At 69.3% G+C, this 24,373-nt stretch carries 26 protein-coding genes, 2 tRNA genes and 1 other RNA gene; 11 read left to right on the plus strand and 18 right to left on the minus strand.

Features of this window, described 5'->3' with window-relative positions:
• Positions 1–43: 43 nt before the first annotated feature.
• Both ACWD3H_RS01800 and ACWD3H_RS01805 read right to left on the minus strand, forming a co-directional pair.
• On the minus strand, positions 44–742 hold the full coding sequence (locus ACWD3H_RS01800; protein ID WP_451953694.1) for a hypothetical protein: 699 nt from the start codon (positions 740–742) through the stop codon (positions 44–46).
• 21 nt (positions 743–763) lie between these two features.
• Positions 764–1,465, minus strand: a complete 702-nt coding sequence (locus tag ACWD3H_RS01805) for a hypothetical protein (RefSeq protein WP_451953695.1) — start codon at positions 1,463–1,465, stop codon at positions 764–766.
• A 133-nt stretch (positions 1,466–1,598) separates the two neighbouring features.
• Here ACWD3H_RS01805 and ACWD3H_RS01810 point away from each other — a divergent pair, with 133 nt between their 5' ends.
• Positions 1,599–2,795 carry an amidohydrolase family protein gene (locus tag ACWD3H_RS01810; RefSeq protein WP_343971677.1) on the plus strand — a complete coding sequence of 399 codons (1,197 nt, stop codon included), beginning with the start codon at positions 1,599–1,601 and terminating at the stop codon, positions 2,793–2,795.
• On the opposite strand, the gene ACWD3H_RS01815 is transcribed toward ACWD3H_RS01810, so the two are convergent.
• The 3 genes from ACWD3H_RS01815 to ACWD3H_RS01825 all read right to left on the minus strand — a co-directional run bounded on the left by ACWD3H_RS01815 (position 2,776) and on the right by ACWD3H_RS01825 (position 5,680).
• Positions 2,776–3,114, minus strand: coding sequence for a YkvA family protein (locus ACWD3H_RS01815; RefSeq protein ID WP_355626717.1), 339 nt, complete (start codon positions 3,112–3,114; stop codon positions 2,776–2,778). The genes ACWD3H_RS01810 and ACWD3H_RS01815 overlap by 20 nt on opposite strands.
• A gap of 178 nt (positions 3,115–3,292) precedes the next feature.
• On the minus strand, positions 3,293–4,708 hold the full coding sequence (locus ACWD3H_RS01820; RefSeq protein WP_451953696.1) for an amidase: 1,416 nt from the start codon (positions 4,706–4,708) through the stop codon (positions 3,293–3,295).
• Positions 4,709–4,711: 3 nt separating this feature from the next.
• A complete protein-coding gene (locus ACWD3H_RS01825; RefSeq protein ID WP_350913597.1) occupies positions 4,712–5,680 on the minus strand; it encodes an LLM class F420-dependent oxidoreductase in 969 nt (322 codons plus the stop codon).
• A gap of 198 nt (positions 5,681–5,878) precedes the next feature.
• Here ACWD3H_RS01825 and ACWD3H_RS01830 point away from each other — a divergent pair, with 198 nt between their 5' ends.
• Positions 5,879–6,718, plus strand: a complete 840-nt coding sequence (locus tag ACWD3H_RS01830) for a hypothetical protein (protein WP_451953697.1) — start codon at positions 5,879–5,881, stop codon at positions 6,716–6,718.
• 76 nt (positions 6,719–6,794) lie between these two features.
• Here ACWD3H_RS01830 and ACWD3H_RS01835 read toward each other — a convergent pair whose 3' ends face one another.
• Both ACWD3H_RS01835 and ACWD3H_RS01840 read right to left on the minus strand, forming a co-directional pair.
• On the minus strand, positions 6,795–7,562 hold the full coding sequence (locus tag ACWD3H_RS01835) for a bestrophin-like domain (RefSeq protein ID WP_355547621.1): 768 nt from the start codon (positions 7,560–7,562) through the stop codon (positions 6,795–6,797).
• Positions 7,563–7,643: 81 nt separating this feature from the next.
• Positions 7,644–8,264 carry a TetR family transcriptional regulator gene (locus tag ACWD3H_RS01840; protein ID WP_451953698.1) on the minus strand — a complete coding sequence of 207 codons (621 nt, stop codon included), beginning with the start codon at positions 8,262–8,264 and terminating at the stop codon, positions 7,644–7,646.
• Between the two features lie 557 nt (positions 8,265–8,821).
• On the opposite strand from ACWD3H_RS01840, the gene ACWD3H_RS01845 reads away from it, so the two are divergent.
• The gene (locus tag ACWD3H_RS01845; RefSeq protein WP_451953699.1) at positions 8,822–9,685 is read left to right on the plus strand and encodes a hypothetical protein; all 864 of its coding nucleotides are present in this window, start codon (positions 8,822–8,824) and stop codon (positions 9,683–9,685) included.
• A gap of 114 nt (positions 9,686–9,799) precedes the next feature.
• Here the strand turns inward: ACWD3H_RS01845 and ACWD3H_RS01850 are convergent, their stop codons facing one another.
• The 5 genes from ACWD3H_RS01850 to ACWD3H_RS01870 all read right to left on the minus strand — a co-directional run bounded on the left by ACWD3H_RS01850 (position 9,800) and on the right by ACWD3H_RS01870 (position 13,712).
• Complete coding sequence (locus ACWD3H_RS01850) at positions 9,800–10,867, minus strand: aspartate-semialdehyde dehydrogenase (RefSeq protein ID WP_350913606.1); 1,068 nt, start codon at positions 10,865–10,867, stop codon at positions 9,800–9,802.
• Positions 10,864–12,138, minus strand: a complete 1,275-nt coding sequence (locus ACWD3H_RS01855; RefSeq protein WP_451953700.1) for an aspartate kinase — start codon at positions 12,136–12,138, stop codon at positions 10,864–10,866. The genes ACWD3H_RS01850 and ACWD3H_RS01855 overlap by 4 nt, the downstream gene beginning before the upstream one ends.
• Before the next feature lie 91 nt (positions 12,139–12,229).
• On the minus strand, positions 12,230–12,763 hold the full coding sequence (locus tag ACWD3H_RS01860; protein ID WP_350913610.1) for a DUF5063 domain-containing protein: 534 nt from the start codon (positions 12,761–12,763) through the stop codon (positions 12,230–12,232).
• Positions 12,756–13,355 (minus strand): recombination mediator RecR, encoded by a 600-nt coding sequence (gene recR / locus ACWD3H_RS01865; protein WP_355630762.1) that lies wholly within the window; start codon positions 13,353–13,355, stop codon positions 12,756–12,758. The genes ACWD3H_RS01860 and recR overlap by 8 nt, the downstream gene beginning before the upstream one ends.
• 3 nt (positions 13,356–13,358) lie before the next feature.
• Positions 13,359–13,712, minus strand: coding sequence for a YbaB/EbfC family nucleoid-associated protein (locus tag ACWD3H_RS01870; RefSeq protein ID WP_343971709.1), 354 nt, complete (start codon positions 13,710–13,712; stop codon positions 13,359–13,361).
• Positions 13,713–14,054: 342 nt separating this feature from the next.
• Here ACWD3H_RS01870 and ACWD3H_RS01875 point away from each other — a divergent pair, with 342 nt between their 5' ends.
• On the plus strand, positions 14,055–15,521 hold the full coding sequence (locus ACWD3H_RS01875; protein WP_451953701.1) for a GAF domain-containing protein: 1,467 nt from the start codon (positions 14,055–14,057) through the stop codon (positions 15,519–15,521).
• 140 nt (positions 15,522–15,661) lie between these two features.
• Here the strand turns inward: ACWD3H_RS01875 and ACWD3H_RS01880 are convergent, their stop codons facing one another.
• Both ACWD3H_RS01880 and ffs read right to left on the minus strand, forming a co-directional pair.
• A complete protein-coding gene (locus tag ACWD3H_RS01880; RefSeq protein ID WP_451953702.1) occupies positions 15,662–17,842 on the minus strand; it encodes a DNA polymerase III subunit gamma and tau in 2,181 nt (726 codons plus the stop codon).
• A 30-nt stretch (positions 17,843–17,872) separates the two neighbouring features.
• An RNA gene (ffs, locus tag ACWD3H_RS01885) (signal recognition particle sRNA small type) lies at positions 17,873–17,968 on the minus strand.
• A gap of 82 nt (positions 17,969–18,050) precedes the next feature.
• Between ffs and ACWD3H_RS01890 the strand changes: the two genes are divergently transcribed.
• From ACWD3H_RS01890 to ACWD3H_RS01905, 4 genes are all read left to right on the plus strand, one after another.
• A tRNA-Ser gene (locus tag ACWD3H_RS01890) sits at positions 18,051–18,136 on the plus strand.
• A gap of 470 nt (positions 18,137–18,606) precedes the next feature.
• On the plus strand, positions 18,607–19,086 hold the full coding sequence (locus ACWD3H_RS01895; protein WP_451953703.1) for a hypothetical protein: 480 nt from the start codon (positions 18,607–18,609) through the stop codon (positions 19,084–19,086).
• A 211-nt stretch (positions 19,087–19,297) separates the two neighbouring features.
• Positions 19,298–20,155: a KPN_02809 family neutral zinc metallopeptidase gene (ypfJ, locus tag ACWD3H_RS01900; RefSeq protein ID WP_355547647.1), complete on the plus strand. Its 858-nt coding sequence runs from the start codon at positions 19,298–19,300 to the stop codon at positions 20,153–20,155.
• Positions 20,156–20,261: 106 nt separating this feature from the next.
• On the plus strand, positions 20,262–20,564 hold the full coding sequence (locus ACWD3H_RS01905; protein WP_350913620.1) for a type II toxin-antitoxin system VapB family antitoxin: 303 nt from the start codon (positions 20,262–20,264) through the stop codon (positions 20,562–20,564).
• 103 nt (positions 20,565–20,667) lie between these two features.
• On the opposite strand, the gene ACWD3H_RS01910 is transcribed toward ACWD3H_RS01905, so the two are convergent.
• The 4 genes from ACWD3H_RS01910 to ACWD3H_RS01925 all read right to left on the minus strand — a co-directional run bounded on the left by ACWD3H_RS01910 (position 20,668) and on the right by ACWD3H_RS01925 (position 22,260).
• A tRNA-Ser gene (locus tag ACWD3H_RS01910) sits at positions 20,668–20,757 on the minus strand.
• 24 nt (positions 20,758–20,781) lie between these two features.
• Positions 20,782–21,225 (minus strand): tRNA adenosine(34) deaminase TadA, encoded by a 444-nt coding sequence (gene tadA / locus ACWD3H_RS01915; protein WP_451953763.1) that lies wholly within the window; start codon positions 21,223–21,225, stop codon positions 20,782–20,784.
• Positions 21,226–21,242: 17 nt separating this feature from the next.
• On the minus strand, positions 21,243–21,734 hold the full coding sequence (locus ACWD3H_RS01920) for a tRNA adenosine deaminase-associated protein (RefSeq protein WP_350913622.1): 492 nt from the start codon (positions 21,732–21,734) through the stop codon (positions 21,243–21,245).
• A gap of 16 nt (positions 21,735–21,750) precedes the next feature.
• Positions 21,751–22,260, minus strand: coding sequence for a tRNA adenosine deaminase-associated protein (locus ACWD3H_RS01925; protein ID WP_355547654.1), 510 nt, complete (start codon positions 22,258–22,260; stop codon positions 21,751–21,753).
• A 178-nt stretch (positions 22,261–22,438) separates the two neighbouring features.
• Here ACWD3H_RS01925 and upp point away from each other — a divergent pair, with 178 nt between their 5' ends.
• The 3 genes from upp (at position 22,439) to ACWD3H_RS01940 (ending at position 24,344) form a co-directional block, all read left to right on the plus strand.
• Positions 22,439–23,077 carry a uracil phosphoribosyltransferase gene (gene upp / locus ACWD3H_RS01930; protein WP_350955987.1) on the plus strand — a complete coding sequence of 213 codons (639 nt, stop codon included), beginning with the start codon at positions 22,439–22,441 and terminating at the stop codon, positions 23,075–23,077.
• Positions 23,078–23,262: 185 nt separating this feature from the next.
• Positions 23,263–23,493: a hypothetical protein gene (locus ACWD3H_RS01935; RefSeq protein WP_030919778.1), complete on the plus strand. Its 231-nt coding sequence runs from the start codon at positions 23,263–23,265 to the stop codon at positions 23,491–23,493.
• 320 nt (positions 23,494–23,813) lie between these two features.
• Positions 23,814–24,344: a PH domain-containing protein gene (locus tag ACWD3H_RS01940; protein WP_030919774.1), complete on the plus strand. Its 531-nt coding sequence runs from the start codon at positions 23,814–23,816 to the stop codon at positions 24,342–24,344.
• Positions 24,345–24,373 lie beyond the last annotated feature (29 nt).

The following is a 24,373-nucleotide window of genomic DNA, read 5'->3' on the forward strand; positions in this document are numbered from 1 at the left end:
AACACCGGCACCCGGCTGCAGACCCGGCGGAAAGCCGCGGAGCCTAGCCGCCGACGAGGTTCAGCAGAGTGCCGGCGCCCAACGCCAGACCCGTGGAGAGCAGGCCCACCCCGAGCGCCAGCAGGAACCCCCGTACCCCGCCGAGCCGCTCGCGCGGCACGGGGCGCCGCCCGGCCTCGAACCAGAGCGGGCGGGGTTCGAACAGCAGGAACAGCAGCGCGCCGGCCTGCCCGACGGTGAAGAGCCAGAGCCAGGCCCACCGGTTGCCCAGCCTGGGCGTCGAACCGAGCATGATCAGGGAGGCGAGCACCCAGGCTCCGAGCACCCACACGCCACCGACGGACGCAGGCACCTTTCTGACCCAGAAGGGCACGAGCTCCCATCTGCCGGAGTCGTCCGGCTCGGTCGCCCTGATCCGGCTCCGGCCCAGGTCGCCCCCGAGATCCGCCCTCGTGTAGGCGGGCCGTTCCGCCAGGAGCGCCTCCGGGCCGATCTCGCGCCAGATCAGCGGGCCCTGGGCCCAGCGGACCCGGTGGATCGCGCCGGACTGCTCGTCGTACCCGAGGAAGGAGACGCGGTCGGCCGCCGCCGCGGCGCGGAGCTCGGCCCGCGTCCCCGGCCGGGGAGTGAGGCTCAGCACGGTGACCAGGACGCCGAAGAGCAGGACGAGCAGAAGCACCGTCCGGATGGTCAGCCCGAGGATCCGCCAGCCGCGCCGGACTTCGACCGCTTCGGGAGCCATACCTTATTTACTACCTCATGGTCATGTGTTGACCATCGCCATACCGAAAAGGAGTGCCACCGCGATCGCGAACCCTCGCGTGCCGTCGATTCTGGCCGGTGCGGGCAGCACCTCGTACGGTCCGCGCCACAGGGGATGGGGCTCCAGCAGGACGTAGAGCAGCGAGCCGCCGGTGAGGAACATCCAGAACCATGCCCAGCGGCTGGCGTAGCGGGGGTTCGGCCGGGTCAGCATGAGCAGCCAGGCCAGCACCTCCGCCGCCACCGCCACCGGGCCGAAGGGTTCCCACCAGCGCCCGTAAGCGGGCGAGCCCATCAGACCGCCGAAGCCCTCGGTGCGCACGATCTCCACGCCGGGGTCGGCTACGGCGCGTACCTGGGCCAGGAAGGCCCCCTGGCGGCGCTCAAGGGCCTCGGGGACCAGCCGGGTGGTCTCGGGGTCCCAGACGTCGTCGGGCTGGTCGAAGCGGGCCTGGCTCCAGGAGAGCGGCCCGTGCGACCACGTCAGCGTGCCGTAGGCGGGCCAGTTGCGGTCGTAGACGACCTTGGTCACCCCGCCGTCCCGCAGGTCCGAGATGAGCTCCGAGGCGGGCCGCAGGGGTGGCGCCTGGTTGAGGTGGACGACCACCGTGGAGATCGCGAGCACGAACAGCAGTGCCAGGCGCACGACGTGCGGTATGTCGCCCCGTGCCGGAACCACCACTCGCATCTCTGCCCCCGTCACGCGAGATCCACCGCCAGACAGGCTAGCCGGTGGTCCTGTAGGACGCCGGTAAGAGACGCCTTGGGAGACAGAGATACCAACCGGAGACCTTGCGGCTTGAACAGTGTTATTCCAGCGTCATACGGTTGACCGTGTGACTACGCCGCTGCTCCCCGACCCCGAGCCCAGGCGGCGGGACTATGTGATCATTTCGGCCGATGACCACCTGATCGAGCCGCCCGACATGTTCGACGACCGGCTGCCGGAGAAGTACGCCGAGCTGGCTCCCAAGGTGGTCGAGACCGACTCGGGTCACCAGGTCTGGCGCTACGGCGGTGCCACCTACCCCTGCGCCGGGCTCGACGTGGGCGCCGGTCTGCCCCGCGAGCAGTGGACGCTCGACCCGGTGCGGTTCGAGCACATGCGTCCCGGCTGCCACGACATCGAGGCCCGGATCGAGGACATGGACCGCGCCGGCGTCTGGGCCGCGCTCTGCTTCCCCGGCATGCTGGCCGGGCAGTCGGGCATGGTCTTCGCCAAGACCCGCGACCAGGAACTCGGCCTGGCGATCCTGCGCGCGTGGAACGACTGGCACGTGGACGTCTGGGCGGGCACCTATCCGGAGCGGATCATCGCCTTGCAACTGCCCTGGCTGACCGACCCCGAGATCGCCGCCAAGGAGATCCGCGACAACGCGGCGCGCGGTTTCAAGGCGGTGCTCTTCCCCGAGTTCCCCACCCGGCTACGTCTGCCGTCCATCCACAGCGACCACTGGGACCCGTTCTTCCAGGCCTGCGAGGAGACGGGCACGGTCGTCTGCCTGAACGCCGGCGCCGGCTCCTGGGCACCCGTCCCCTCGCCGGACACCCCGATCGAGGCGATCACCACACTGATGCCGACGAGCGCCATGTTCGCCTGTGCCGACTGGCTCTGGTCGGGCATCCCGCTGCGCTTCCCCGCGCTGCGGATCCTCATCGTGGAGGGGGGAGTGGGCTGGCTGCCGATGCTCGCCGAGCGGGCCGACTACGCGCTCGACCACCCGGTGGCCGGCGAGGCCTCCTGGGAGGGTGGCCTGAAGCCCAGCGAGGTCCTGCGCAGAAACTTCTTCTTCGGCACGCTCAACGACCACGCCCTGTCCGGGGTGCGGCTCGCCGTCGGGCTGGAGCACGTGCTGCTGGAGAGCGGCTACCCCCACTCCGACTCCACCTGGCCCGACACCCAGCAGGCCATCGCGACGAACCTGGGCAGCCTGCCGCCCGCCGACATCGCCCGGGTGGCCTACGGCAACGCCGCCCGCCTGTTCGGCCACCCGCTGCCCTCTCGCGCCTGGCTCAGGATGGAACAGCTCTGACCCGGTCACGCTCCCAGTCGACGTAGCGTCCGCCCTCGCCGAGCAGGGAACTCATCAGCCACAGGAAGACGCCGAAGTCGTCGGCCACTCCGATGAGAACCAGGAAGTCGGGGATGACGTCGATCGGCGAGATGATGTAGAGCACGCCAAGGCCCATCATGGCCAGCTTGCCCTTGCTCATACCGGGGTACTGCCCGCGCATGACCGCGCCGATCATCCTGGGGAGGGCGCGCAGGCGAGCGCCGAGACCGGGCGAGCCCGGCTTCGACACATTCCTGTACGTCTTCCACGCCTGTGCCGCGCGCGCCGCCTTCGCCATGGGGATTCCTCTCGGAAGCACGTTCGCCTGGTGGCGTATTACCCCACCACCTCACGATATAACGCGTGATTTTCCGATACGGTTCCCGAACGCCCGCCGCGACCGGGACGATCACACCCCCGCCGCCGCTCCCGTCCATCCGTTCCCCGATATCACCAAATATCCCGAAAAAATAGCGTCAGCGCATCGCCGGGTGCTGGAAGGGCCGCTCCTCCTCGATCTGGGCGGCCACCCGGATGAGCAGATCCTCCCGTCCCGCCGCGGCGACCAGTTGCACGCCTACCGGCAGACCGTCCGCGGTGCGGTGCAGCGGCAGGGAGATCGCGGGCTGCCCGGTGGCGTTGATCGGCGAGGTGAACGCCACCGCCTGGTTGGTCAGGCCCCGCGAGAGGCTGACGTCGTCCGCGGGCAGCCGGCCGAGGCGGAAGGGCGCCACCCCCAGGGACGGCATGAGCAGCAGGTCGTGGGATTCCCACCAGGCGGCCATCCGCCGCCGGAACCCGTCGATCCAGTCGCGCGAGGCCAGGTAGCCGACCGCACCGAGCTTGCGACCCGCCGCGCCCAGGATCCGGTTGCGTGTCTCCACCTCGTCCAGCTCCACGGGTCTGCCGCGCCAGCGCCCGATGTCCTCCAGGTCGGCGGCCACGTGGGCGGCGACGACGGTGCCGAAGTGCGTGGCGAAGCCGTCCTCGGCGAGCGCGGACGGTCCCCCCGGCTCGACGTCGTGCCCCAGCGCCGCCAGCAGCCCGGCGGCCCCGGTGACCGCGGCCACCAGGTCCGCCTCCGGCGGGACGGTCCCGTCCGGATGTTCGGTGAGGAAACCGATCCGCAGCCGCCCGGGGTCGGCTCCGACCTCCTCGGCGAGCGGGCGCCGCCAGGCGGACGCGCCGTACGGATCGCCCGGCATCGTTCCCGCGACCACCTCGAGGGTCGCCGCGCTGTCCCTGACCGTACGGCAGAGCAGGCCCGCGGCCGAGAAGCCCGCCCAGGGCTCGCCCGCCGACGGCCCCGAGCTGACCCTGCCCCTGCTGGGCTTCAGCCCGACCAGCCCGCACATGCTCGCCGGGATCCGGATCGATCCGCCGCCGTCGCTGGCCGTGGCCACCGCGACCATGCCCGCCGCCACCGCCGCCGCGGATCCCCCGCTCGACCCGCCGCTGCTGTAGCGGAGGTCGTACGGGTTGCGGGTCGGGCCGAACGCCACCGGCTCGGTGGTGATCGCGGTGCCGAACTCCGGGGTGTTGGTCCGGCCCAGGATCGTGAACCCCGCCCGGCGCAGCTTGGCCACCGCGTAGCCGTCACGCTCCGCCGAGATCCCGTCGAGGGTACGCGATCCCGCGCGGTACGGCTCACCGGCCATGCCCCAGCCCAGATCCTTCAACAGTGTCGGCACCCCCGCGAAGGGAGCGTCGAGCTCGACCTTGTCCGCCTCCTCCAGTGCCCGCTCGAACCTGCGATGGACCACCGCGTTGATCGCGCCGTCACACGCCTCGATCCGCGCGATCGCCGCCTCGGCGAGCTCTCTCGGAGAGACCTCTCCCTTCCATACGGCCTGCGCCTGTCCGAGCGCGTCCAACTTCAACAGGTCGTGCAAGAGTCACTCCTCGGCGGGGGCCAGATCTCGTACGGCCTGCGTGATCGGAACCTCGCCACCGGGGATGGGGGCGAGAACCGGGGTGCTCAGACCGTTGCGCACATACTCCCTGATCCTGGCCCTGCACGTGGCGGCGTCGCCGTGCACGATGAGCTCGTCCACCACCTCGTCGGGGATGGCCTTGAGCGCCGCCTGCCGGTCACCGGCCGCCCATGCCTCGTGCATCGGCCGCAGCACCTCCCCGCGCCCCAGCCAGTCGTGGAAGGCCGCGTAGACCGGGACCGTCAGATAGCTCGCGAGCATCCAGCGCCCGAGCTCGCGCACCTTCTCCGCGTCCTCGCTGACGCACACGAACAGCCGGGCGATCAGCTCGGTCTCCTGCCCGACCTCGGCCCTGACCTTCAGCACGTCCTGCGGCGAGAGCCAGTTGGTGATCGCACCGTCGGCCTCGCCGGCGGCCAGGTGCAGCATTCGGGGGCGGAGCGCGGCGAGCACGATCTTCGGCGGGATCTTGGGGGCGCGCTCCAGCTTGAAACCCTTGACCTCGAACGTCTCGTACCGCTCGGTGACCTTCTCTCCCGCGAGGGCCTTGCGCAGGAAGCGCAGGGTGTCTCTGGTCCTGGCGAACGGCTTGACGAACGCTCCGGCGTTCCAGCGCTCCACGATGGCCGGGGAGGAGGCCCCGATACCCAGGACGAAGCGATCGGGGGCGAGGTCGGCGAGCGTCGCGGCGGACATGGCGAGCAGGCCGGGCCCCCGGGTGGAGACCGGGACGATCGCGCTGCCGAGCCGTACCCCCGGCGCCCATTCCGCGGCCATCGCCAGGGGCACGAAGCCGTCGACGCCGTTGACCTCGGCGGACCAGGCGTCGGTGTAGCCGAGCCCGGGGAGTTCGGCGATCAGATCCTTGGAACCGGCCAGTGAGCGGTCGTAGAAGGGAACCGTCATACCCCAGCGTGGGCCCGTAACCATCGTGCCGCCTCCATGTCAGTGGTCGCCGCCCCGGGACCTTCCCCCTAGAACGACATTCTGATGTAGCTTGCCGCACCCGGCTGGGGGGTCGTCAATAGGTTGACTGTACCAACCAGACGGTATGCCCCGGATGTAATGATCTATATCGACTCCCCGCTTACCCTCTCATTACTTTCCGTATGATGTTAGAAACCTTGCGTGACGACGCATCGATGGAGGAAAAAACGACAGGGCCTGCTCGGCGCGGCGATCCTCGCGACCTGTATCGCGGTCCCCGCACCGGCCGCGCCGGCCGTGCCGCCCTCGCTCTCGGCGCTCTCGACGCGCTCGACGCGCTCGACGCTCTTGACGGCGGGCGGTGCCGGCCCGCCCGCCCCGCGGGTCGTCCAGCACGTCAGAAAGCCGATCTCGGCCTCCAGTCGCTCAGCGCGCCCGGAACCCGAGACGGACCACTCGACGGCAGGCCCCCAGGCGAGTTGGGAGCCCGGATATCCGGCCATGCCGCCACCCGAGATGAAGGCCGAGCCCGACTACCCGACAGCACCTCCCCGGGTGGACTGGGAGCCCGAGGATCCGGTCGCGTTTCCCGCCGAGGTGAAACCCGAACCGGACCATCCGAAGGAACCGCCGGAGAAACCGGGCTACCCGGCAGACATTCCGATCAAGCCGGAACCGGAGCCGGATTCCAAACCCAAGCCTGAACCCAAGCCCGAACCGACACCCGAACCTGAACCCGAACCGACACCCGAGCCCGAACCGGAGTCGCCTACGCCCGCCCCACCCTCACCGCCCCGGCCCCTCCCGCCCGCCTACGTTCCCAAGGCCGCTGTCACGCCGACACCACCCCGGACCCGCCCCCCGCGGCCCGCACCGGTGACGCGTCCCAGCGTTCCTCCCCTCCTGCGGCAGCGACTGGTGCTGGACCGCTACGCCGAGCGGCGCGAGGGCACCGACCGCAGGCTCGTCCTCCTGGTGATGTTCACCGGCGTGATCTCGGTCACCGCGGTCGCCGCCCTCAACCACCGGGGCCGCAGATAGCGCGGACGGCACACGACCGGACGACGAAGCCCGCCGGGAACCACCGGCGGGCTTTTCCGATCCCGGACGCGCCGAACTACGGCTGGGCGGGAAACTGGCCGTCGATCTGGTCGTACTGCCGCTGCGCGGCCTTGAACGCGTCAGGCCCGACGGCACCCGGCCCGCTGAACGGGTGGCTGATCAAGATGATGAAACACACCCCGATGACGACCACGCCCACCCGGACCAGATCGGCGACGATCGACGGGAACGTGGGCCGCACCCTGAGCGTCCAGGGCAGCGCGATCACCAGCAGCCCGGAGAGGATCATCGAGATCACGAAGATGCTCTCCAGACCGGTGCTCGCGTCGTCCCCCCTTACCGTTCGGGCGTGGGAGATCTCGGAGATCCGGTCGAGCGCGTCCTGCTGGAGGTTCTTGCTCGCGTCGCCGATCGGCTGGAGCCGGAGCACCGAGGCCCGCATGTCGGCGAGGGTCTGCCCGGGGAGCGGGGACATCTCGCTGCCGGCCATGAGCGGCCAGTCGAGGTCGATGCTCTGCGCGGTGTACTGGCGGATCTGGGTCCTGACCGGCACCGCCTCGGGGATCGGCGCCACCGACCAGTACATCTCGGTGAGGCTCTCGGCCTCGGCCTGGACGTCGGTCTCCGTCGCCCAGAGCCCGTCCCGGCACAGGACCGCGGCGTAGGCCAGCACCAGCAGGTAGACGGCGAGGGCGAGATTGGCGGAGAAGTCGATGGACGACGAGCCGTGCCCGTCGTCATCCCGCCCCTTCCTCCTCAGCACACGGAACGCGATCAGCAGGATCGCGACGGACAGCACCACCAGCACGGCTACCCAACCCATGGGACTCCCTTGAATCCGTCATCAAATCAACCACTCAGGGTAATCAGATCGACACGATGATTCCTGGAGTTCCGCCGGTATTCACTCGCGAAGTTCGTGAACTCCCGCGATGAAGTCACGGGCGACCCCGCGCAGGCCAGGCAGGTGCGAGAGCCCCACCAGCCGGTCCACCAGCGGCACGGTGAGCTCGATGAACCGATATGTCCGTCGGCATCCCTCCGAGTCGTCGTGCACCCAGAACAGCACGACGCCCATCGACATCAGCCAGAGCAGTTCGGGCAGCTCGGCCCGCAACTCGGCGTCCATGCGGTCGGAGGATCCCTCCACGACCCGCCGGTAGATCTCGATCGACGCGTCCCTGGAGGGCGAGGACTCGGCGCTGAACGGGTTGAGCGGGTTGCTCGGCTCGGCCGCGTGCTTGAAGAACTTCACCGCGAACTCGTGGTACGGCTCGGAGACCCGCACCCACTCCCGCAGCACGCCCTCCAGCCGTGCGGCGAATCGGTGCTCGGTGGCCAGCAGCTTCTCGCACGCGGCCTCGTGCTCGGCCTGGGCCCGGTCGTAATAGGTCTGGACCAGGATCTCCTTCGAGGCGAAGTAGTAGTAGGCGTTGCCCACCGACACCCCGGCCTCGGCGGCGATGGCCCGCATCGTGGTCGCCTCGTACCCTCGCTCGCGAAAAAGCCGCAGGGCCGTCTCCACGATGACCTCACGGGTTCTGTCTGATCCACGGCTTCTCGGGGGCGGCTCGGCCATAGAGCACCTGTCACCTATCGCTCGGAGCTGGGAGAACGGGCTCGTCTGGTCTCTCTCCACTGGACGAACCCTAGATCATCCGTCCCGCGTCACCAGGGAGAAGCCCCAGTCAACGACCCTAGGCGCGCCACATTGCCCCCGCCACTCATATCAACTATTGCCACCCGGCTCTCGCCTCCGCGTGCCTCTGGCGGTAGCGACCCGATCATGCCGAGCACCGTGCGACCCCTGTCTCAGCAGGTCATCGAGCCGCACGATGATCCCCATTACCGGGCAAAATTCACTCTTCGGGAGGGATCATCCGGGTTCGGGGGTGGGATTGATCCATTTGGCGGAAGGGCTCCCGCGACAAGGGATACATAATGGGGACACGTCCCTGTAGACAGTGGGCTGCCCGGTTCACCGCCGGAGCACTGCTCGCTCTGCAGATATCTTTCATCGCATCGGCCCGGGACGACAGTGCGACCGCGGAGAGCGGACACGCGTCGGCCACCGTCACGATCGTGAGCCGGCCGATCACGGCCGGCCCGGCGGAGGCACGCCGGTCCACGATCATCGGGACGTACGACACCGGCGCCCTGGAAACCGCCGGGCTCTACCGCCGGACCGTCCACCAGGAGCCCTCCCTCCAGGGGAGGGACATCGCCACCGCGGGCACACCGCCGGAACAGACGGCCCCCCTGATCCTCGAGACCACGGGACGGACGCGGGCCGCCGCCCTGGCGGGCACACCACCGGAACAGGCGACTCCCCCGATCATCGAAGCCGCGGCGCGAACGCGGGACACCGCCACCGCGGACGCGCCATCGGAACAGGCAGCCCCCCTGATCCCCCAGAGCCCCCGGGAGACCCGGGCCTTCCAGCCGCAGTCCCTCCCCGAAACCTTCGCGGAGCAGGCACCCTCCGCCCCCGAGAGCCCGACCGAGGCCCACCCTCCTCAGGCGCAGCGGGCCAAGCAGCGCCAGCCGGTGCGGCTGGCGCAGGCGGACGCCAAGCAGCGCCTGCGGGCGGCGGGCCTGACCTGGAGCTCCTCGGGTAAATGCGCGAACCGTCGCGGACGGCACTGCACCTCGCTGCAGGCGGTCCGGGCCGCAACCGTCTCCGACGTGATCGAGCTGAAGCGCCGCAGCGGTTGTCCCCTGGTCGTCACCGGCGGCACCGAGGTGGGCCATGCCCCGGGCCCCTACAGCCACTACATGGGCTACAAGCTGGACATCAAGCCCAACGAATGCATCAACCGCTACATCACGAAGAACTATCCGTCACAGGGCATACGAGGTGACGGAGCCCCCCTGTACGGCGAATCGGCGACCTCGGGCACCCTCTACGCCCGCGAGGCGGACCACTGGGACATCCTCTTCCGCTGACTCGCGAGATCCCCCTCCCAAGCGCCGGGTTCCACCGCCTCCGGTGCCCGCCGCTCACGCGAGCGCCGCGAGGGTCGTGCGGCGACATCCGATGCCGCCGCACGACCGGGGAGGTTACCCGAACTCGGCCGCGACCAGCTCGGCGATCTCCGCCGCGTTCAGGGCGGCGCCCTTGCGGAGATTGTCGCCACAGACGAACAGGTCGAGGGTGTTGGGGAAGTCGAGCGCCTGGCGGATTCGGCCCACGTAGGTGGGGTCGGTTCCGACGACGTCCGCCGGGGTCGGGAAGACGCCGTTGGCCGGGTCGTCCATGACGACCACGGTCGGAGCGGCCTCCAGGATCCGATGGGCGTCGGCGACGGTGATCTCACGCTCGAAGGTCGCGTGCACGGCCAGCGAGTGGGTGGTGATCACTGGGACGCGGACGCAGGTCGCCGAGACCTTCAGGTCGTGGATCCCAAGGATCTTCCGCGACTCGTTGCGGAGCTTGATCTCCTCGGAGGCCCAGCCGCCGTCCTTGAGCGAGCCCGCCCACGGCACCACGTTGAACGCCACCGGTGCCGGGAAGGGCGACTCGGCGTCCCCGAGCCTGTTCTGCAGGACCTTGCGCACGTCACCGGCGGTCTGCCCGACCGTACGGTCGCCCGCCAGGGCCTCGACCTCGTCGTAGAGGCGGGCCGAGCCCGCCACACCCGCGCCGGAGACCGCCTGGTAGGAGGCGACCACCAGCTCACGCAGGCCGTACTCCTCGTGGAGGGCACCCATCGCGGCCATCATCGACAGGGTCGTGCAGTTGGGGGTGGAGATGATTCCCAGCGGCCGCTCGCGCGCGGCCTCGGGGTTGACCTCCGGCACGACCAGCGGAACCTCGGGGTTCATCCGGAAGGTGCCCGACTTGTCGATGACGACGGCACCGCGCTCGGCGGCGATCGGCACCCACGTCGCGGAGACCTCGTCCGGCACGTCGAAGATCGCGATGTCGACGCCGTCGAAGACCTCGGGAGTCAGCTCCTGGACGACGAGGTCCTCACCGCGGACCCTCAGGACCTTGCCCGCCGAGCGGGCGGACGCGACGAGCTTGATGTCTCCGTAGACGTTCTCGCGGCCGGAGATGATGTCCCGCATCACGGTGCCGACGGCGCCGGTCGCGCCGATCAGGGCAAGGGTGGGCTTGCGGCTCATCGCCCGGTACCTCCATAGATCACGGCTTCAACCTGGTCGGCGTCGAGGTCGAACGCGCGGTGCGCGGCGCTGACCGCCGTGTCCACCTCGTCCTGTCCGACGATCACCGAGATGCGGATCTCCGAGGTGGAGATCATCTCGATGTTCACCCCCGCGTCGGCGAGAGCGGCGAAGAACGTCGCGGTGACGCCGGGGTGCGAGCGCATGCCCGCTCCGATCAGCGAGACCTTGCCGATCTGGTCGTCGAAGAGCAGCGACTCGAAGCCGATGCGCTCCTGGATCTTCTTCAGCGCGGTGAGCGCCACGGAGGCGTCATTCGTGGGCAGCGTGAAGGAGATGTCAGTCCGGCCGGTCGTCGCCGCCGACACGTTCTGCACGATCATGTCGATGTTGACCTCGGCGTCGGCGAGTGTTTTGAAGATCGTCGCAGCCTCGCCGACCTTGTCGGGCACCCCGACAACGGTGATCTTGGCCTCGCTCCGGTCGTGCGCGACGCCGGAGATGATCGGCTGCTCCATCTCTGTTCCTTCGCTGTCGGGGTCGGAGACGACCCACGTGCCTTCCTTGGTGCTGAACGAGCTTCTGACGTGGATCGGCAGGCCGAAACGGCGAGCGTACTCAACGCAGCGCAGGTGCAGGATCTTCGCACCGCAGGCCGCCATCTCCATCATCTCGTCGTACGAGATCTTGGGAATCTTACGGGCGGTCGGGACGATGCGGGGGTCGGCGGTGAAGACGCCGTCCACGTCGGTGTAGATCTCACACACGTCGGCGTTCAGGGCGGCGGCGAGCGCGACCGCCGTGGTGTCCGAGCCTCCCCTGCCGAGCGTGGTGATGTCCTTGGTGTCCTGCGAGACGCCCTGGAACCCGGCCACGATCGCGACCTGGCCGTTGTCCAGCGCCCCGCGTATCCGGCCGGGCGTCACGTCGATGATGCGCGCGCGGCCGTGCGAGGAGTCAGTGATCACGCCGGCCTGGGAGCCGGTGAACGAACGCGCCTCCTGACCGAGGTTGGCGATCGCCATCGCCAGCAGCGCCATCGAGATGCGCTCACCCGAGGTGAGCAGCATGTCAAGCTCCCGGCCAGGCGGGAGCGGCGAGACCTGCTGGGCGAGGTCGAGTAGTTCGTCCGTCGTGTCACCCATGGCGGAAACGATCACCACGACGTCGTTGCCGGCTTTTTTCGTCGCGACGATCCGCTGAGCGACCCGCTTGATGCAGGACGCGTCGGCGACGGACGAACCACCATACTTCTGAACAACGAGCGCCACGAGATGTCTCCGAAGCAATCTAGGGCTGTGGAGTTCACAGTCTACTGGCGCCCTAGCTGGGACCTTCTGATGTGGCTCAGTATGTGGACGATCACACGGTTGTGCGCTCCTCGGCGACATCAAGCCGGGTATGGGCGACAAGGGCCTGAAGTGCCCGCATCGCCGCTCCGGCGTGGTTTCCCCAGGTGTTGAAATAGGAGTACTGCCACCACCAGAGAGCCTCCAGCGGGCGACCCGCACTGTGGTGCCGCAGACCGTGCAGGAGGTCGGCGGCCACCGCCGTCAGGTCGTCGGAGAGACGGTACGGAGTGACCCCGGTGTCCTTGTAGGGGTCGAAGACCTCGGCGTAGTCGTCGACCGGCCCCAGCCGCTCGGCCAGAGCCGTTCGGACGGCGTCGACGTCCGGGTCCTCGCCCAGATGCGGTTCCCAGTTGCCCGACAGGATCACGTCCTGGCTCGCGCCGAGCTGCGCGCCGGCCGAGCTGACCTGCGCGACCTCCACCAGCAGCAGGGGCAGGATGGCGTCGCCGCCCTCGCCGCCCGCCAGGCGGGTCAGGCCGTCGATGTAGTTCTTCGCGTGCTCCGCGATCCGCTCCGCAAGAGCACTCCACGCGTCATCAGACATCAAGGAGCCTCCTTCCCTCGAACGCGCGGCCCAAGGTGACCTCGTCCGCGTACTCGAGGTCACCGCCTACCGGCAGACCGCTGGCCAGTCGTGTCACTTTCAGTCCCATCGGCTTGACCAGACGGGCGAGATAGGTCGCCGTCGCCTCCCCCTCAAGGTTGGGGTCGGTGGCGAGGATCAGCTCGGTGACCTGGCCGTCCGCCAGGCGGGTCATGAGCTCTCTGATGCGCAGGTCGTCGGGGCCGACACCGTCGATCGGGCTGATCGCCCCGCCCAGCACGTGGTAGCGGCCTCGGAACTCGCGGGTCTTCTCGATGGCCACGACGTCCTTCGACTCCTCGACGACGCAGATCACGTGGGGATCGCGCCTGGCGTCACGGCAGATCCGGCACTCCTCCTCCGCGGCGACGTTGCCACAGACCCGGCAGAAGCGGACCTTCTCCTTGACCTCCAGCAGCACGTGCGCGAGCCGTTTCACGTCGGCCGGCTCCGCGGCCAGCAGGTGGAACGCGATGCGTTGCGCGCTCTTGGGACCGACGCCGGGGAGCATCCCCAACTCGTCGATCAGGTTCTGGACGACCCCTTCGTACATGACCTAGAACCCGGGAAGCTGGCCGAGCCCGCCCCCGCCCCCCAGCCCCTGCGCGAGGGGACCGAGCTTCTCCTGCTGCAGGTCGGCCGCGGCACGCACGGCGTCGCGGATGGCCGCGATGACCAGGTCGGCGACGGTATCCGCCGTCTCCTGGGGGTCACCGGGGTCGATGGCCTCGGCGCTGATCTCTAGTTCGAGCAGCTCGCCCCCGCCGTTGACCGTGGCCACGACCAGGCCACCGCCCGCGGAGCCCTGAACCTCCGCGTCGTTCAGCTCCTGCTGGGCGCTCACAAGCTGCTGCTGCATGAGCTGAGCCTGCTCCAGCAGCTGCTGCAGGTTGACATCCCCTGGGTTCACCGTCGTTGTGCTCCTCATTCGTGACATCGGTCGTCACGAGCCTACGGGTTCTGAGCCGGGTGTTGTACTGAAGCGAGCACGGGTTCCCTGCTGACGGGGATTAAACCTTCGTCGGGTCCCGGGCCCCCTCCAGACGTCCGAGACCCGACATGACACGCCCCGGAGCGGCCGCACACGGCGGCGTGTGATCGAAAGGTAACCGTCCGAAGGTTGCACACACGTTGCGATCGTCCGCTCACTCTTCGCGTGCCCTCTTTGATCGAACGGGTTGCGTGCGGGGTTCTGAGCCCCGATGCTTCCGCCATCGGCTCTGTTCCGGGGGGATATGTGTCCGACAGCCAGATGAGAGCCGTCCAGACAGCCGATCTCGACTCCTACGCGTCACGGCTGCGGCGCCTGCACGAGGCCCTGAGCAACGGTGAGCAGCCGGTGGCCGAGGGACCCAGAAGCGTGATCTCCTCGTCGTGGCGGCGGTCGCTGGACGCCGGGATCGACCTCGAGACCAGGTCGGCCCCGCCGGCCTTCGAGGGCCAGGACGTCCGGGAGGTCCGTTCGGCCCACCCGATGAGCGGGCTGCTGCCGATCATCACCGGCACCCTGCTGGGAGCCGCCGCCGAGGGGGACCAGATCCTGCTCATCGCCGACGCCGAGGGCAGGGTGCTCTGGCGGGACGGCGACCACCGGACGATGGAACGCGCCGACGAGGTGGGACTGGCCGCCGGCTTCGACTGGAGCGAGCAGGCGATCGGGACCAACGGCCTGGGCACCGCGCTCGCGACCCGGCGGCCCCTCCACGTCTTCTCCTCCGAACACCTGGTCAGGGCACTCCACATCTGGTCCTGTTCCGCCGCGCCGGTCATCGATCCCGACAGCGGCGGCCTGCTGGGCTGCGTCGACGTCAGCGGCACGACGCGCGCCATGCACCCGGCGAGCGTCGCCCTCGTCGAGGCCGCCGCGCGGCTGGCCGAGAGCCACCTCACGCTACGCATGCTCGAACGTGACGAGCGGCTCAGACGCCGCCACGAGAGACAGGTGAGCGCGCTGCGCGGCGAGCCTGGCGCCCTGGTCACCGCGACCGGGCGGATCATCGCCGGTGACGACGCATCGCAGTGGGGTCACCGCATCCGCCTGCCCGAGGTGGGCCACCGTCTGGTCCTGCCCGACGGGCGGAGTGCCTTCCTTGAACCGCTCGGCGACGAGGGCTTCCTGCTCCGCCTCGCGGGTCCGGCGCGTGACCCCGTGCTGACCCTGTCCCTCCTCGGCACCGAGCACCCCTCGGCGTACCTGGAGGGGGTCCGCCTGCCGCTCTCCCTGCGCCACGCCGAGATCCTCGCGATGCTCGCCCTCAACCCCCGGGGAATGACGGCCGCCCAACTCTCCTTCCATCTGTACGGCGACGCGGGAAATCCGGTGACCATCCGTGCCGAGATCCACCGGCTCCGCATCCACCTCGGCCACACCATCGCCGCCAGGCCGTACCGCTTCACCTGTACGGTCGAGGCCGACTTCCTGGAACTCAAGCGGCTGCTCGCGGCCGGCGAGACCGCGCCGGTCGCCCGCGCCTACCGCGGCCCCCTGCTGCCCCGCTCCGAGGCGCCCGCCCTGCGCCGCGAGCGGGAGGAACTGGAGGGCCAGGTACGGGCCCGCCTCCTGCGGCGGGGCGACCCCGACGACCTCTGGGCCTACACCGAGACCGAGCACGGCAGGAACGACATCCAGATCCTCGAACGCCTCGCCGCCACGCTGCCCCGCCACGACCACCGCGCGGTGACGGCCCGGATCCGCCTCAGCGGCGTCGACCTGCCCTGAGGTCCTCGCCATCTGGAAGGCGGGATTCCCGTGCCGCCACGGGTGCGGCGGGTTTCCCGGCGACCACTTGCAGGGCGGACGCGCGCCGTCGACCGGTCTGAGACCTCCGGGACGCGGGTGGGAGCGCGGCGTGCAGCCCGTCAGGTGTGGTCGATCTCGCCGATGATCTGGCCACCCAGCTCGCGCTGGATGAGGGCCATCCCGGTGAGCGCGTCGACGTCGGCGTCCGCGTCGTTCAGCGGGTCGACCTCGTCGGCGTCGGGGGCGGCGCCGCGGTTACCCCGGGCGGGCACCGCGTCGGGCCAGGCCGCCTTGGTGCCGGTCTTGGCCACGGCCCTTGGACCGGCCTGGGCGGCGGCCTTGGCGGCCGAGCGGGCGGCGGCCAGACCGGGACCGGGGCCGGAGATCGGCGGGGGAGGCGAGCCCGGGTCCTCCGGCATGGGGGCGTCCGGCCAGGACTCGTCCGTCGCGGGCGGGGTCTGACGCGCCGGGGCCTCCCGCTCCGCCTGCGGCGCGGGCGGAGCGACGGGGGCCTGCGCCTGACGGACGGGCGCCTGTGCCTGCGGCTGCGATGGCTGGGGGGTGGGCTGCTGGGGGGCCGGGGGCTGTCTCGGTGCCGGCGCACGGCCCCCGCCCGACGGAGCGGGCCCGTTGCCGACGACGGCCTCGACCTTCCAGGTCCCGCCCAGAACCTCCTGCAGCACCGCCGCGACGACCGCGTCCTTGCCGCCCCCGGTGAAGTTCTTCATCGCGCCGACCTGCGCGAACCCCAGGGTTACGATCTTGCCCTCGACCCCGACGACCTGGGCGTTGGTGTTGACGTTGGCCCACACGACGATGCTGCGCCGCTTGAGCGCGGCGAGCACCTGGGGCCACGCCTGCTGCACGGCCCCGCCCCCGGAACCGGGCGCGACCGCCGTGTCGACCGGCGCGGGCGCGCCGGGAGCCTGCTGAACGGGCGCCTGGGCCTGCTGCCCCGTAGCCGGTGCGCCGGGCCTGACCGCCACCGGCCAGTCATCGCCCTGGGCACCGGGCTGCTCGACGGGTGCCTTGACGGGTGCCTTGACGACGGGCGGTGCGGGCCGCTCCGCCTGTGGCGGGGGCGCCGCGTGGACCACCGGTGCCGGTGCCGGAGCCGCGGCCTGCGGAGCGGCGTGCACGACGACCCCGCCCCGCTCCAGCCGCTCCAGCCGTGCCAGCAGCGCCGTCTCTCCCTGCGCCGCGCCGGGAAGCAGGATCCTGGCGCACATCAGCTCAAGGAGCAGCCGGGGCGAGGCCGCACCACGCATCTCGATCAGGCCCGCGTTGAGGATCTCCGCGGCGCGGGTCAGCTCGGCCGGGCCCATCGAGGCCGCCTGGACCTGGAGCCGCTCCAGCTCGTCACCTGGCCGGTCGAGCAGCCCGCTGGTGGCCGCCTCCGGCACGTTGGCCAGGATCACCAGGTCACGGAAGCGCTCCAGCAGGTCCATCGCGAACCGCCGGGGGTCGTGGCCGCCCTCGATCACCCGGTTCACCACCTGGAACACCAGCGAACCGTCGCGGCCGGCGAAGGCCGCGACCACGTCGTCGAGCAGGTCACCGTCGGTGTAGCCGAGCAGGGAGACAGCGCGCGCGTACGTGATGCCCGCCTCGTCCGACCCGGCGAACAGCTGGTCGAGGATGGAGAGCGAGTCGCGGGCCGAACCCGCGCCCGCCCGGACCACCAGCGGGAGCGCGGCGGGCTCGAACGGGACGTTCTCGGAGGTGAGGATCTCCTCCATGAGCGTGCGCAGCGCGGCCGGCGGGATCAGCCGGAACGGGTAGTGGTGGGTCCTGGACTTGATCGTCCCGATGACCTTCTCCGGCTCGGTGGTCGCGAAGACGAACTTCAGGTGAGGGGGAGGCTCCTCGACGAGCTTGAGCAGCGCGTTGAAACCCTCGCGGGTCACCATGTGCGCCTCGTCGATGATGTAGATCTTGAAGCGCGACGACACCGGCGCGAAGAAGGCCCGCTCGCGCAGGTCGCGGGCGTCGTCCACGCCACCGTGCGAGGCGGCGTCGATCTCGATGACATCGAGGTGGCCGGGGCCGGTGGGCGCCAGCGCCACGCAGGACTCGCACTCCCCGCACGGGTCGGGGGTCGGGCCCTTCTCACAGTTCAGGGAGCGGGCGAGGATGCGCGCGCTGGACGTCTTGCCACATCCCCTGGGCCCGCTGAACAGGTAGGCGTGGTTGATGCGCCCGCTGCGCAGCGCCTGGCGGAGCGGATCGGTGACGTGCTCCTGACCCTTGACCTCGGCGAAGGTTCCGGGCCGGTACTTGCGGTACAGCGCAAGACTCATGCGACGATCCCACCTGCGAGGGGTCCTGAAACGAAAGACCCCTCGCACACCCGCCAGAGCCCGCTTATCCTTGCTGCCTTCCGGCCCTGGGGAGGTTCACAGGATGACGCCGCGCGAGGGGTCGACCCTCAGTCTAGCCTCAGATCCGAGTGCTCGGGGTCGGAAATCCATGGTCCGCGCACCTCGAAAGTTGGGTAAGCTTCTCCACGGAGGATTCGCCTAGTTGGCCTAGGGCGCACGCTTGGAAAGCGTGTTGGGGGCAACCCCTCAGGAGTTCGAATCTCCTATCCTCCGCCTTCTCGGAAGGGGCGGCCCGCGTCGGCGGGCCGCCCCTTCCGGCGTTCGGGTCTCGGTTGGCCTTTTCCGGGGGTTCTTCCCCCCACCCGCCGACGCGGTGTCCACGTCCCGGGGAGCATCGGCTGCCGGGGCCGCCCCGGACCGGAATACGGCCGGCGCTCCACGGCGGCGCAGAACCGGCCCGAAGGTGCATGCCGGCAGCGAGGCCGGAGCCAGCGCCGCCACGGCGGCCCATCGGCGGTGACGGCGGCGATGCGCGGGTCCATGCCCAACTCGCCGTAGATGTGCACCAGGTGGGTCTTGACCGTCGCCTCGGTGATGAAGAACCGCCTGGCGACCTCCCGGTCGCCCGTGCCGAACGCGCGAAGCGCCGTTAAGTTAAAGGCGGCCATGCTAGCGTGATCACGCCCATATTTGCTTGTTTGGGATGATTGATAACCATCTCCTGAGCAGTCAGGCGAGAGCCCTTGAAGATCACTCGTTGGGTCGCGGGCGGCATGACCTTGGCCGCTGCGGCCGCCTTCACCCTGGTGTCCGCCGGTCCCGCGCAGGCCTTTCCCCAGGGCTCCTGCGGACATTCGTACCGCAAGGTAGCCAGCTATCCCATCGCAAAAAGGGCAAAGGACGGGAAGGCGTACGGCACCGTCACGCTGTACCACAGCAGCACCGCGCACCGGAAATGCGCCATTGCCCGGGTGGCGGGCTCCTACGTCGGACAGACGAGTTATCTGTACGTTGCGCTCTTCGTGGACAGGAACGGGAACAAGAAGTACGACGGCCCTGACACGGGGGTCGCCGATGGCAGCGCGCGCTACAAGTGGTTCGCGGGCCCGGTGTACGTCTCCGCCGACCGCCTGTGCGTCCAGTTCACCGGGGCGATCAGGATCGGTTCCAAGCCCGTCGTCCACGGGGGCACACCAGAAGGCAAGTGGATGCACTGCGGTTAGACACCACTCACCGCCTCTGACCCGGTGACGGGGAATCCTCGACCTGGAACGGCCACCGCGTGGTGCATGGGACAGAGCCGGTTTTCCCGTCGCCGACACCGTGGGAACGTCCGCCGAGCCTCAGGGCGTCGAGCGGGAGACCTGTGCGGGCATGTCAGGCCCTTCTCGGGGCAGGGGAAGCGCCCCAAGCGGATCGAAGGGACGTCGGGCGATGGATTTCAAGGACGATGTCCAGCTGGACAGCTCGCAGGTCGAAAGCCGCGGCCGGGGGAGGGTTCCCGGTGGAGGTCTCGCGGTCGGCGGCGGTGCGGCCGGAATCATCGCGCTCATCCTCGCGCTGGTGTTCGGGATCAACCCCGGAGACATCACCGGCGGGTCCGAACCGGCCCCGGTCGGCCCGGGCGCCGACCTCTCGGCGCAGTGCAAGACCGGGCGGGACGCCGACCAGAACGAGGAGTGCCGGGTGGTCGGCGTGGTCAACAGCATCCAGGAGTACTGGCCGAAGGCGGTCGAAGGATACGAGCCCGCCAAGACCGTCATGTTCTCCGGCCAGGTCGGCACCGCCTGCGGTGCCGCCGACGCCTCCGTCGGCCCGTTCTACTGCCCGGCCGACCGCCAGGTCTACCTGGACCTCGGCTTCTTCAAGGAACTGGAGAGCAGGTTCGGCGCCAAGGGCGGCCCCTTCGCCCAGGCGTACGTCATCGGGCACGAGTACGGTCACCACGTCCAGCATCTGCTCGGTACCGACGCCAGGGTCCAGGGTGACCGGCAGGGCCCCAAGAGCGGCTCGGTGAGGCTGGAGCTGCAGGCCGACTGCTACTCGGGCGCCTGGGCCAAGAACGCCTACGAGACCGGCCTGTTCGAGAAACCGTTCAGCGGGACGGACATCGAGGAGGCGCTGAGCGCCGCGTCCGCCGTGGGCGACGACAGCATCCAGGAGCGGACCCAGGGCCGGGTCACCCCCGAGGGCTTCACCCACGGCACGTCCGCGCAGCGCGTCAAGTGGTTCACCACCGGCTACCGGAGCGGCGATCCCGGCAGGTGCGACACCTTCTCCGGCGGCATCTGAGAACTCCGGCGGCGCCTGCCCAGGACGCATCCGAAAGACAGCCTCCGAACTGCGGCGATGAAGATCGGACAGGCGAGAGGCCGGATTCTCTCCTAAACTACGTACTGTGATCTTCAAGCTGGTCGGCGATGGACGGCCCTACCCCGAGCACGGTCTCTCGCATCGCGAGTGGGCGCAGATACCGCCGCGACAGGTCCGGCTCGACACGCTGATCACCACGAAAGCGGTGCTGGACCTGCACTCCCTGCTTGCCAAGGACTCCACGTTCTACGGCGACCTGTTCCCGCACGTGGTCCAGTGGCGCGGCGACCTCTATCTGGAGGACGGCCTGCACCGGGCCCTGCGCTCGGCCCTGCACCAGCGCTCGGTGCTGCACGCCCGGGTCCTGGAACTGCCCGCGGAGAACTGAGGCCCCGGGCGGGATTTGCCGGGCTCGCGAAAGGGATGGAGCGGCGGGGAAAGACGACAGAACGCGAAAAGAGGCTCCCGCGACCGCGGGAGCCCCTTCTGTGTGGCGGTGGAGGTGGGATTTGAACCCACGGATAGGTTGCCCCATCACACGCTTTCGAGGCGTGCGCCCTCGGCCACTAGGCGACTCCACCGCGGAGCAGCCTACCGGATAACCGCTATTGCTCGCGCATCCGGCGAGCAGTGAAGAACTCGGTGAGAACCGCCGCGCAGTCATCGGCCAGGACACCTCGCAGCACCTCGGGCCGATGGTTGAGGCGGCGGTCCCTGAGCACGTCCCAGAGCGACCCCGCCGCTCCGCCCTTGGGATCGACGGCGCCGTAGACGACGCGATCGACCCGGGCGAGCACGGCGGCTCCCGCGCACATGGTGCAGGGCTCCAGGGTGACCACCAACGTGCAGCCGGTCAGCCGCCACCGCCCACACGCCTTCGCGGCCTGCCTCAGGGCGAGCACCTCGGCGTGTGCGGTGGGGTCGGCCGAGGCCTCCCTGTCGTTTCCCGCACACCCCAGCACGGAGCCGTCCGGGCCGATGACCACCGCACCGACGGGCACCTCGCCGCGGGCTCCGGCTTCGGCGGCCTGCGCCAGGGCGAGCCTCATCTCCCCGACGTAGTCCGTCAACGCAACCGGTCGAGCTCGTCGGCGAAGGCCAGCCGCTCGGCGATCACCGAGAGCGTGTCCCCGGGGAGCGCGCCCTCCTCCATGCTGAGCTCGACGAGCTCGTCGGAACTCAGTCCGAGGTCGTCCAGCAACTCGAAGTCGCCCGCCGGCCGCACGCCCAGGTCGGGTGTGTCCTTGTCGACCGCCACCCCGGCAAGCTCGGTGAAGAGCTCACCGAGGCCGTCGGAGAGCCCCGCGTGGGCATCGGACAGGAAGGTGCGTGGCTCCAGGTCGCCCTGGTATCGGACGATCGCGAACCATTCGTCCTCCACCTCCACACACAGAAGAGCAAGCTCGTCGCCGTTGAGCCCCAGATGCTCCTGAACGGCGTCGCCGAGATCGTCGACGATCTCGGCCTCACTGAGGTCGACCTCCGCGCCTTTCCAACCGTCCGGCGTACGGACGAAGGCCGCGGAGAAAACACTGTTACGGGGTGGTCTGGAGGGCATGGCCGATCTCCCGAGGTCAGCCGAACACAGAGTCGATGGCGCGTTCGAACGGCTCGGAGAACCCCAGCCGCGCGGCGATGCTGGACAGGACGTCCTCCGGCAGGAGGTCGATGTCGCCAGAAAGGATGCCGAGCTCCATCTCGTCGAGCCCCAGGTCCGCGAAGATCGACAGGTCCCCCGCGGGGAGCGCCGTCTCCTCGTCCTGAAGAATCGCGTCGAGTTCGTCCTCGTCGGGAACCGGCACGTCCAGGTATTCCAGCGCCTGCCGGGCGAGCGGGAAATCCCAGGACGCGGCGATGTCGGACAGGAAGACCTCGACCCTCTCGCCGAACACCCGTAGCGCCACGAAGAACTCATCCCCAACGGCGACCAGGCCAATCGTGCCGTTCATGCTCGGCTGCTGGCGCAGGGCGTGGATGAGGCCGTCGAGGTCGGAGGTGAGGGACACGGGGAGCGTCTCCGCCTCCCAGCCGTCGTCCTCACGGTAGATCACGATGGCAAAGTCCAGCGAGTCTTCGTCTGACATGGCCATCCCCACCGAATGCTTTCTCTACGGAGGTCAATGCTTTCAGAAGCGGGACACGGACGTGGGCCTCTCCAACCAAATTGTGATCAAATCCGAGTGAGCGGGTGATGTCGAACAGGTGCCGCCCGCCCGCCCCCGGCTTATCGCCTGCCGAGTGTCCAGGATATCTTTGGCCACCATGGAAACCCTGGTCGTCGACCATCCCCTGGTGGCCCACAAGCTGACCGTGCTGCGGGACGCCGGTACGGACTCCCCCACTTTCCGGCGTCTCGCCGACGAGTTGGTGACCCTGCTGGCCTACGAGGCGACCAGGCACGTCCGCGTCACCGAGTGGTCGGTGCAGACGCCCGTGGCTCTCGCCAAGGGCGTGCGGCTGGCACAGCCCTGCCCGCTGGTGGTCCCGATCCTGCGCGCGGGACTGGGGATGCTGGAGGGCATGACCCGGCTACTGCCCACGGCCGAGGTCGGTTTCCTCGGGATGATCCGCAACGAGTCCACGCTCCAGGCGGAGACCTACGCCACCCGGCTGCCCGACGACCTCTCCGGCCGTCAGGTCTACGTGGTGGACCCGATGCTGGCCACCGGCGGCACCCTCGCCGCCGCGATCCAGTTCCTCTTCGACCGGGGCGCCGACGACGTGACCGCGCTCTGCCTGCTGGCCGCCCCCGAGGGCATCGCCCACATGGACGAGGTCTTCAACGGCAGCGGCAAGCCGATCCGCCTGGTGACCGCGGCCCTGGACGAGCGCCTGAACGAGCACGGCTACATCGTCCCCGGGCTGGGCGACGCCGGAGACCGCCTCTACGGCGTCGTCTGAGCACTCCCCGGCATCGCCGCCGGCCCGAAGGTTCCGGGATTTCAGAGCCATCCTTTTCCCTTGAAGGATGGTTCTTCTACTCGCCGATCGTTACACAACGCGGTCGAGCGGGTACGAAGAGTCGCGAAGACATCTCTTCTGTGTCCCCGGTCCGCCGAGGCCGCGGGCGCACACCAGGGAGAACCATGAGCGAGCGAATCATCCCGGACACCGAACCCGACCCTTACGCGGACTTCAGCGCCGCGCTCAGGGACGAGTTCTCCGAGGTCCATCCGGCGACCACGGTGACCCGCTGCATAGAGGCGGCTCACTACGGAGCGCTGGAGGTTGTCGGCCACGCCCATCCGACGCTGGTCGAGCGGATCGCCCGCAAGCACCTCGAGGTCCTCGCACTGGTCGCGAGCGAACGCGGGTGACGGGTCATGAGGGGCGCGGATGTCCGGGAGGTGTGCCCCACGGGGCCCTCGCGCAGGATCCTCGCGACGCGTACGAGACCGAATGAGCCGATGCGCTTTACCGCGGCATGGCCCTGGGTAATGTATATGGCGGGTGCAGTGGGTGAGTGGTAGTGGGAGGCCAACGTGCAGGTCAAGAAAGTCCTATCGTATAGCGCTGTCGGTTTTGTGGCGTTTTTCCTGTTCACCCGACCAGGTGACGCAGCCAACGCCGTAAGGGGTGCCATGGACACGGTTTACACGGCGGCCGATTCTCTGGCCCAATTCGTCTCACATCTGTCATGAGGCTAGTGACCCACGGGGACTCCGCCCCCTCGTCGGTCAACCGCTACCTACTCCCCCACGAACACCAGGTCATCATGGTGCGGCGCCACCCGGCCGTGCTGCTTCGCGCGGTCGCCGAGGTTTTCGGCGGCCTGATCCTCGCCGGACTGCTGAGCAAGTGGTTCGGCGACCAGGGCGGCGGTGGCGTACTCGTCATCGTCTGGTGGGCCTGGCTGCTGTTGTTGATCCGCTTCGTCTGGAAGGTCGCGGAGTGGTCGGTCGACTACTTCGTCGTCACCTCCAAGCGCATGCTGCTCACCACCGGCTTGATCACCCGCAAGGTCGACATGATGCCGCTCGGCAAAGTGACCGACATGAGTTTCCAGCGCTCGATCCTCGGCCGCATGCTGGGCTACGGCGAGTTCGTTCTGGAGTCGGCCGGTCAGGACCAGGCTCTGTCGAGGGTCAATTACATTCCATACCCGGAGACCCTCTACCTGGAGGTCTGCCAGATGCTCTTCCCAGGGGGCAATGATTCGGATGATTAGCGCCTTATGTCCATATTGACAGCAATGAC

Source organism: Streptosporangium sp. NPDC002607, from assembly GCF_053592655.1.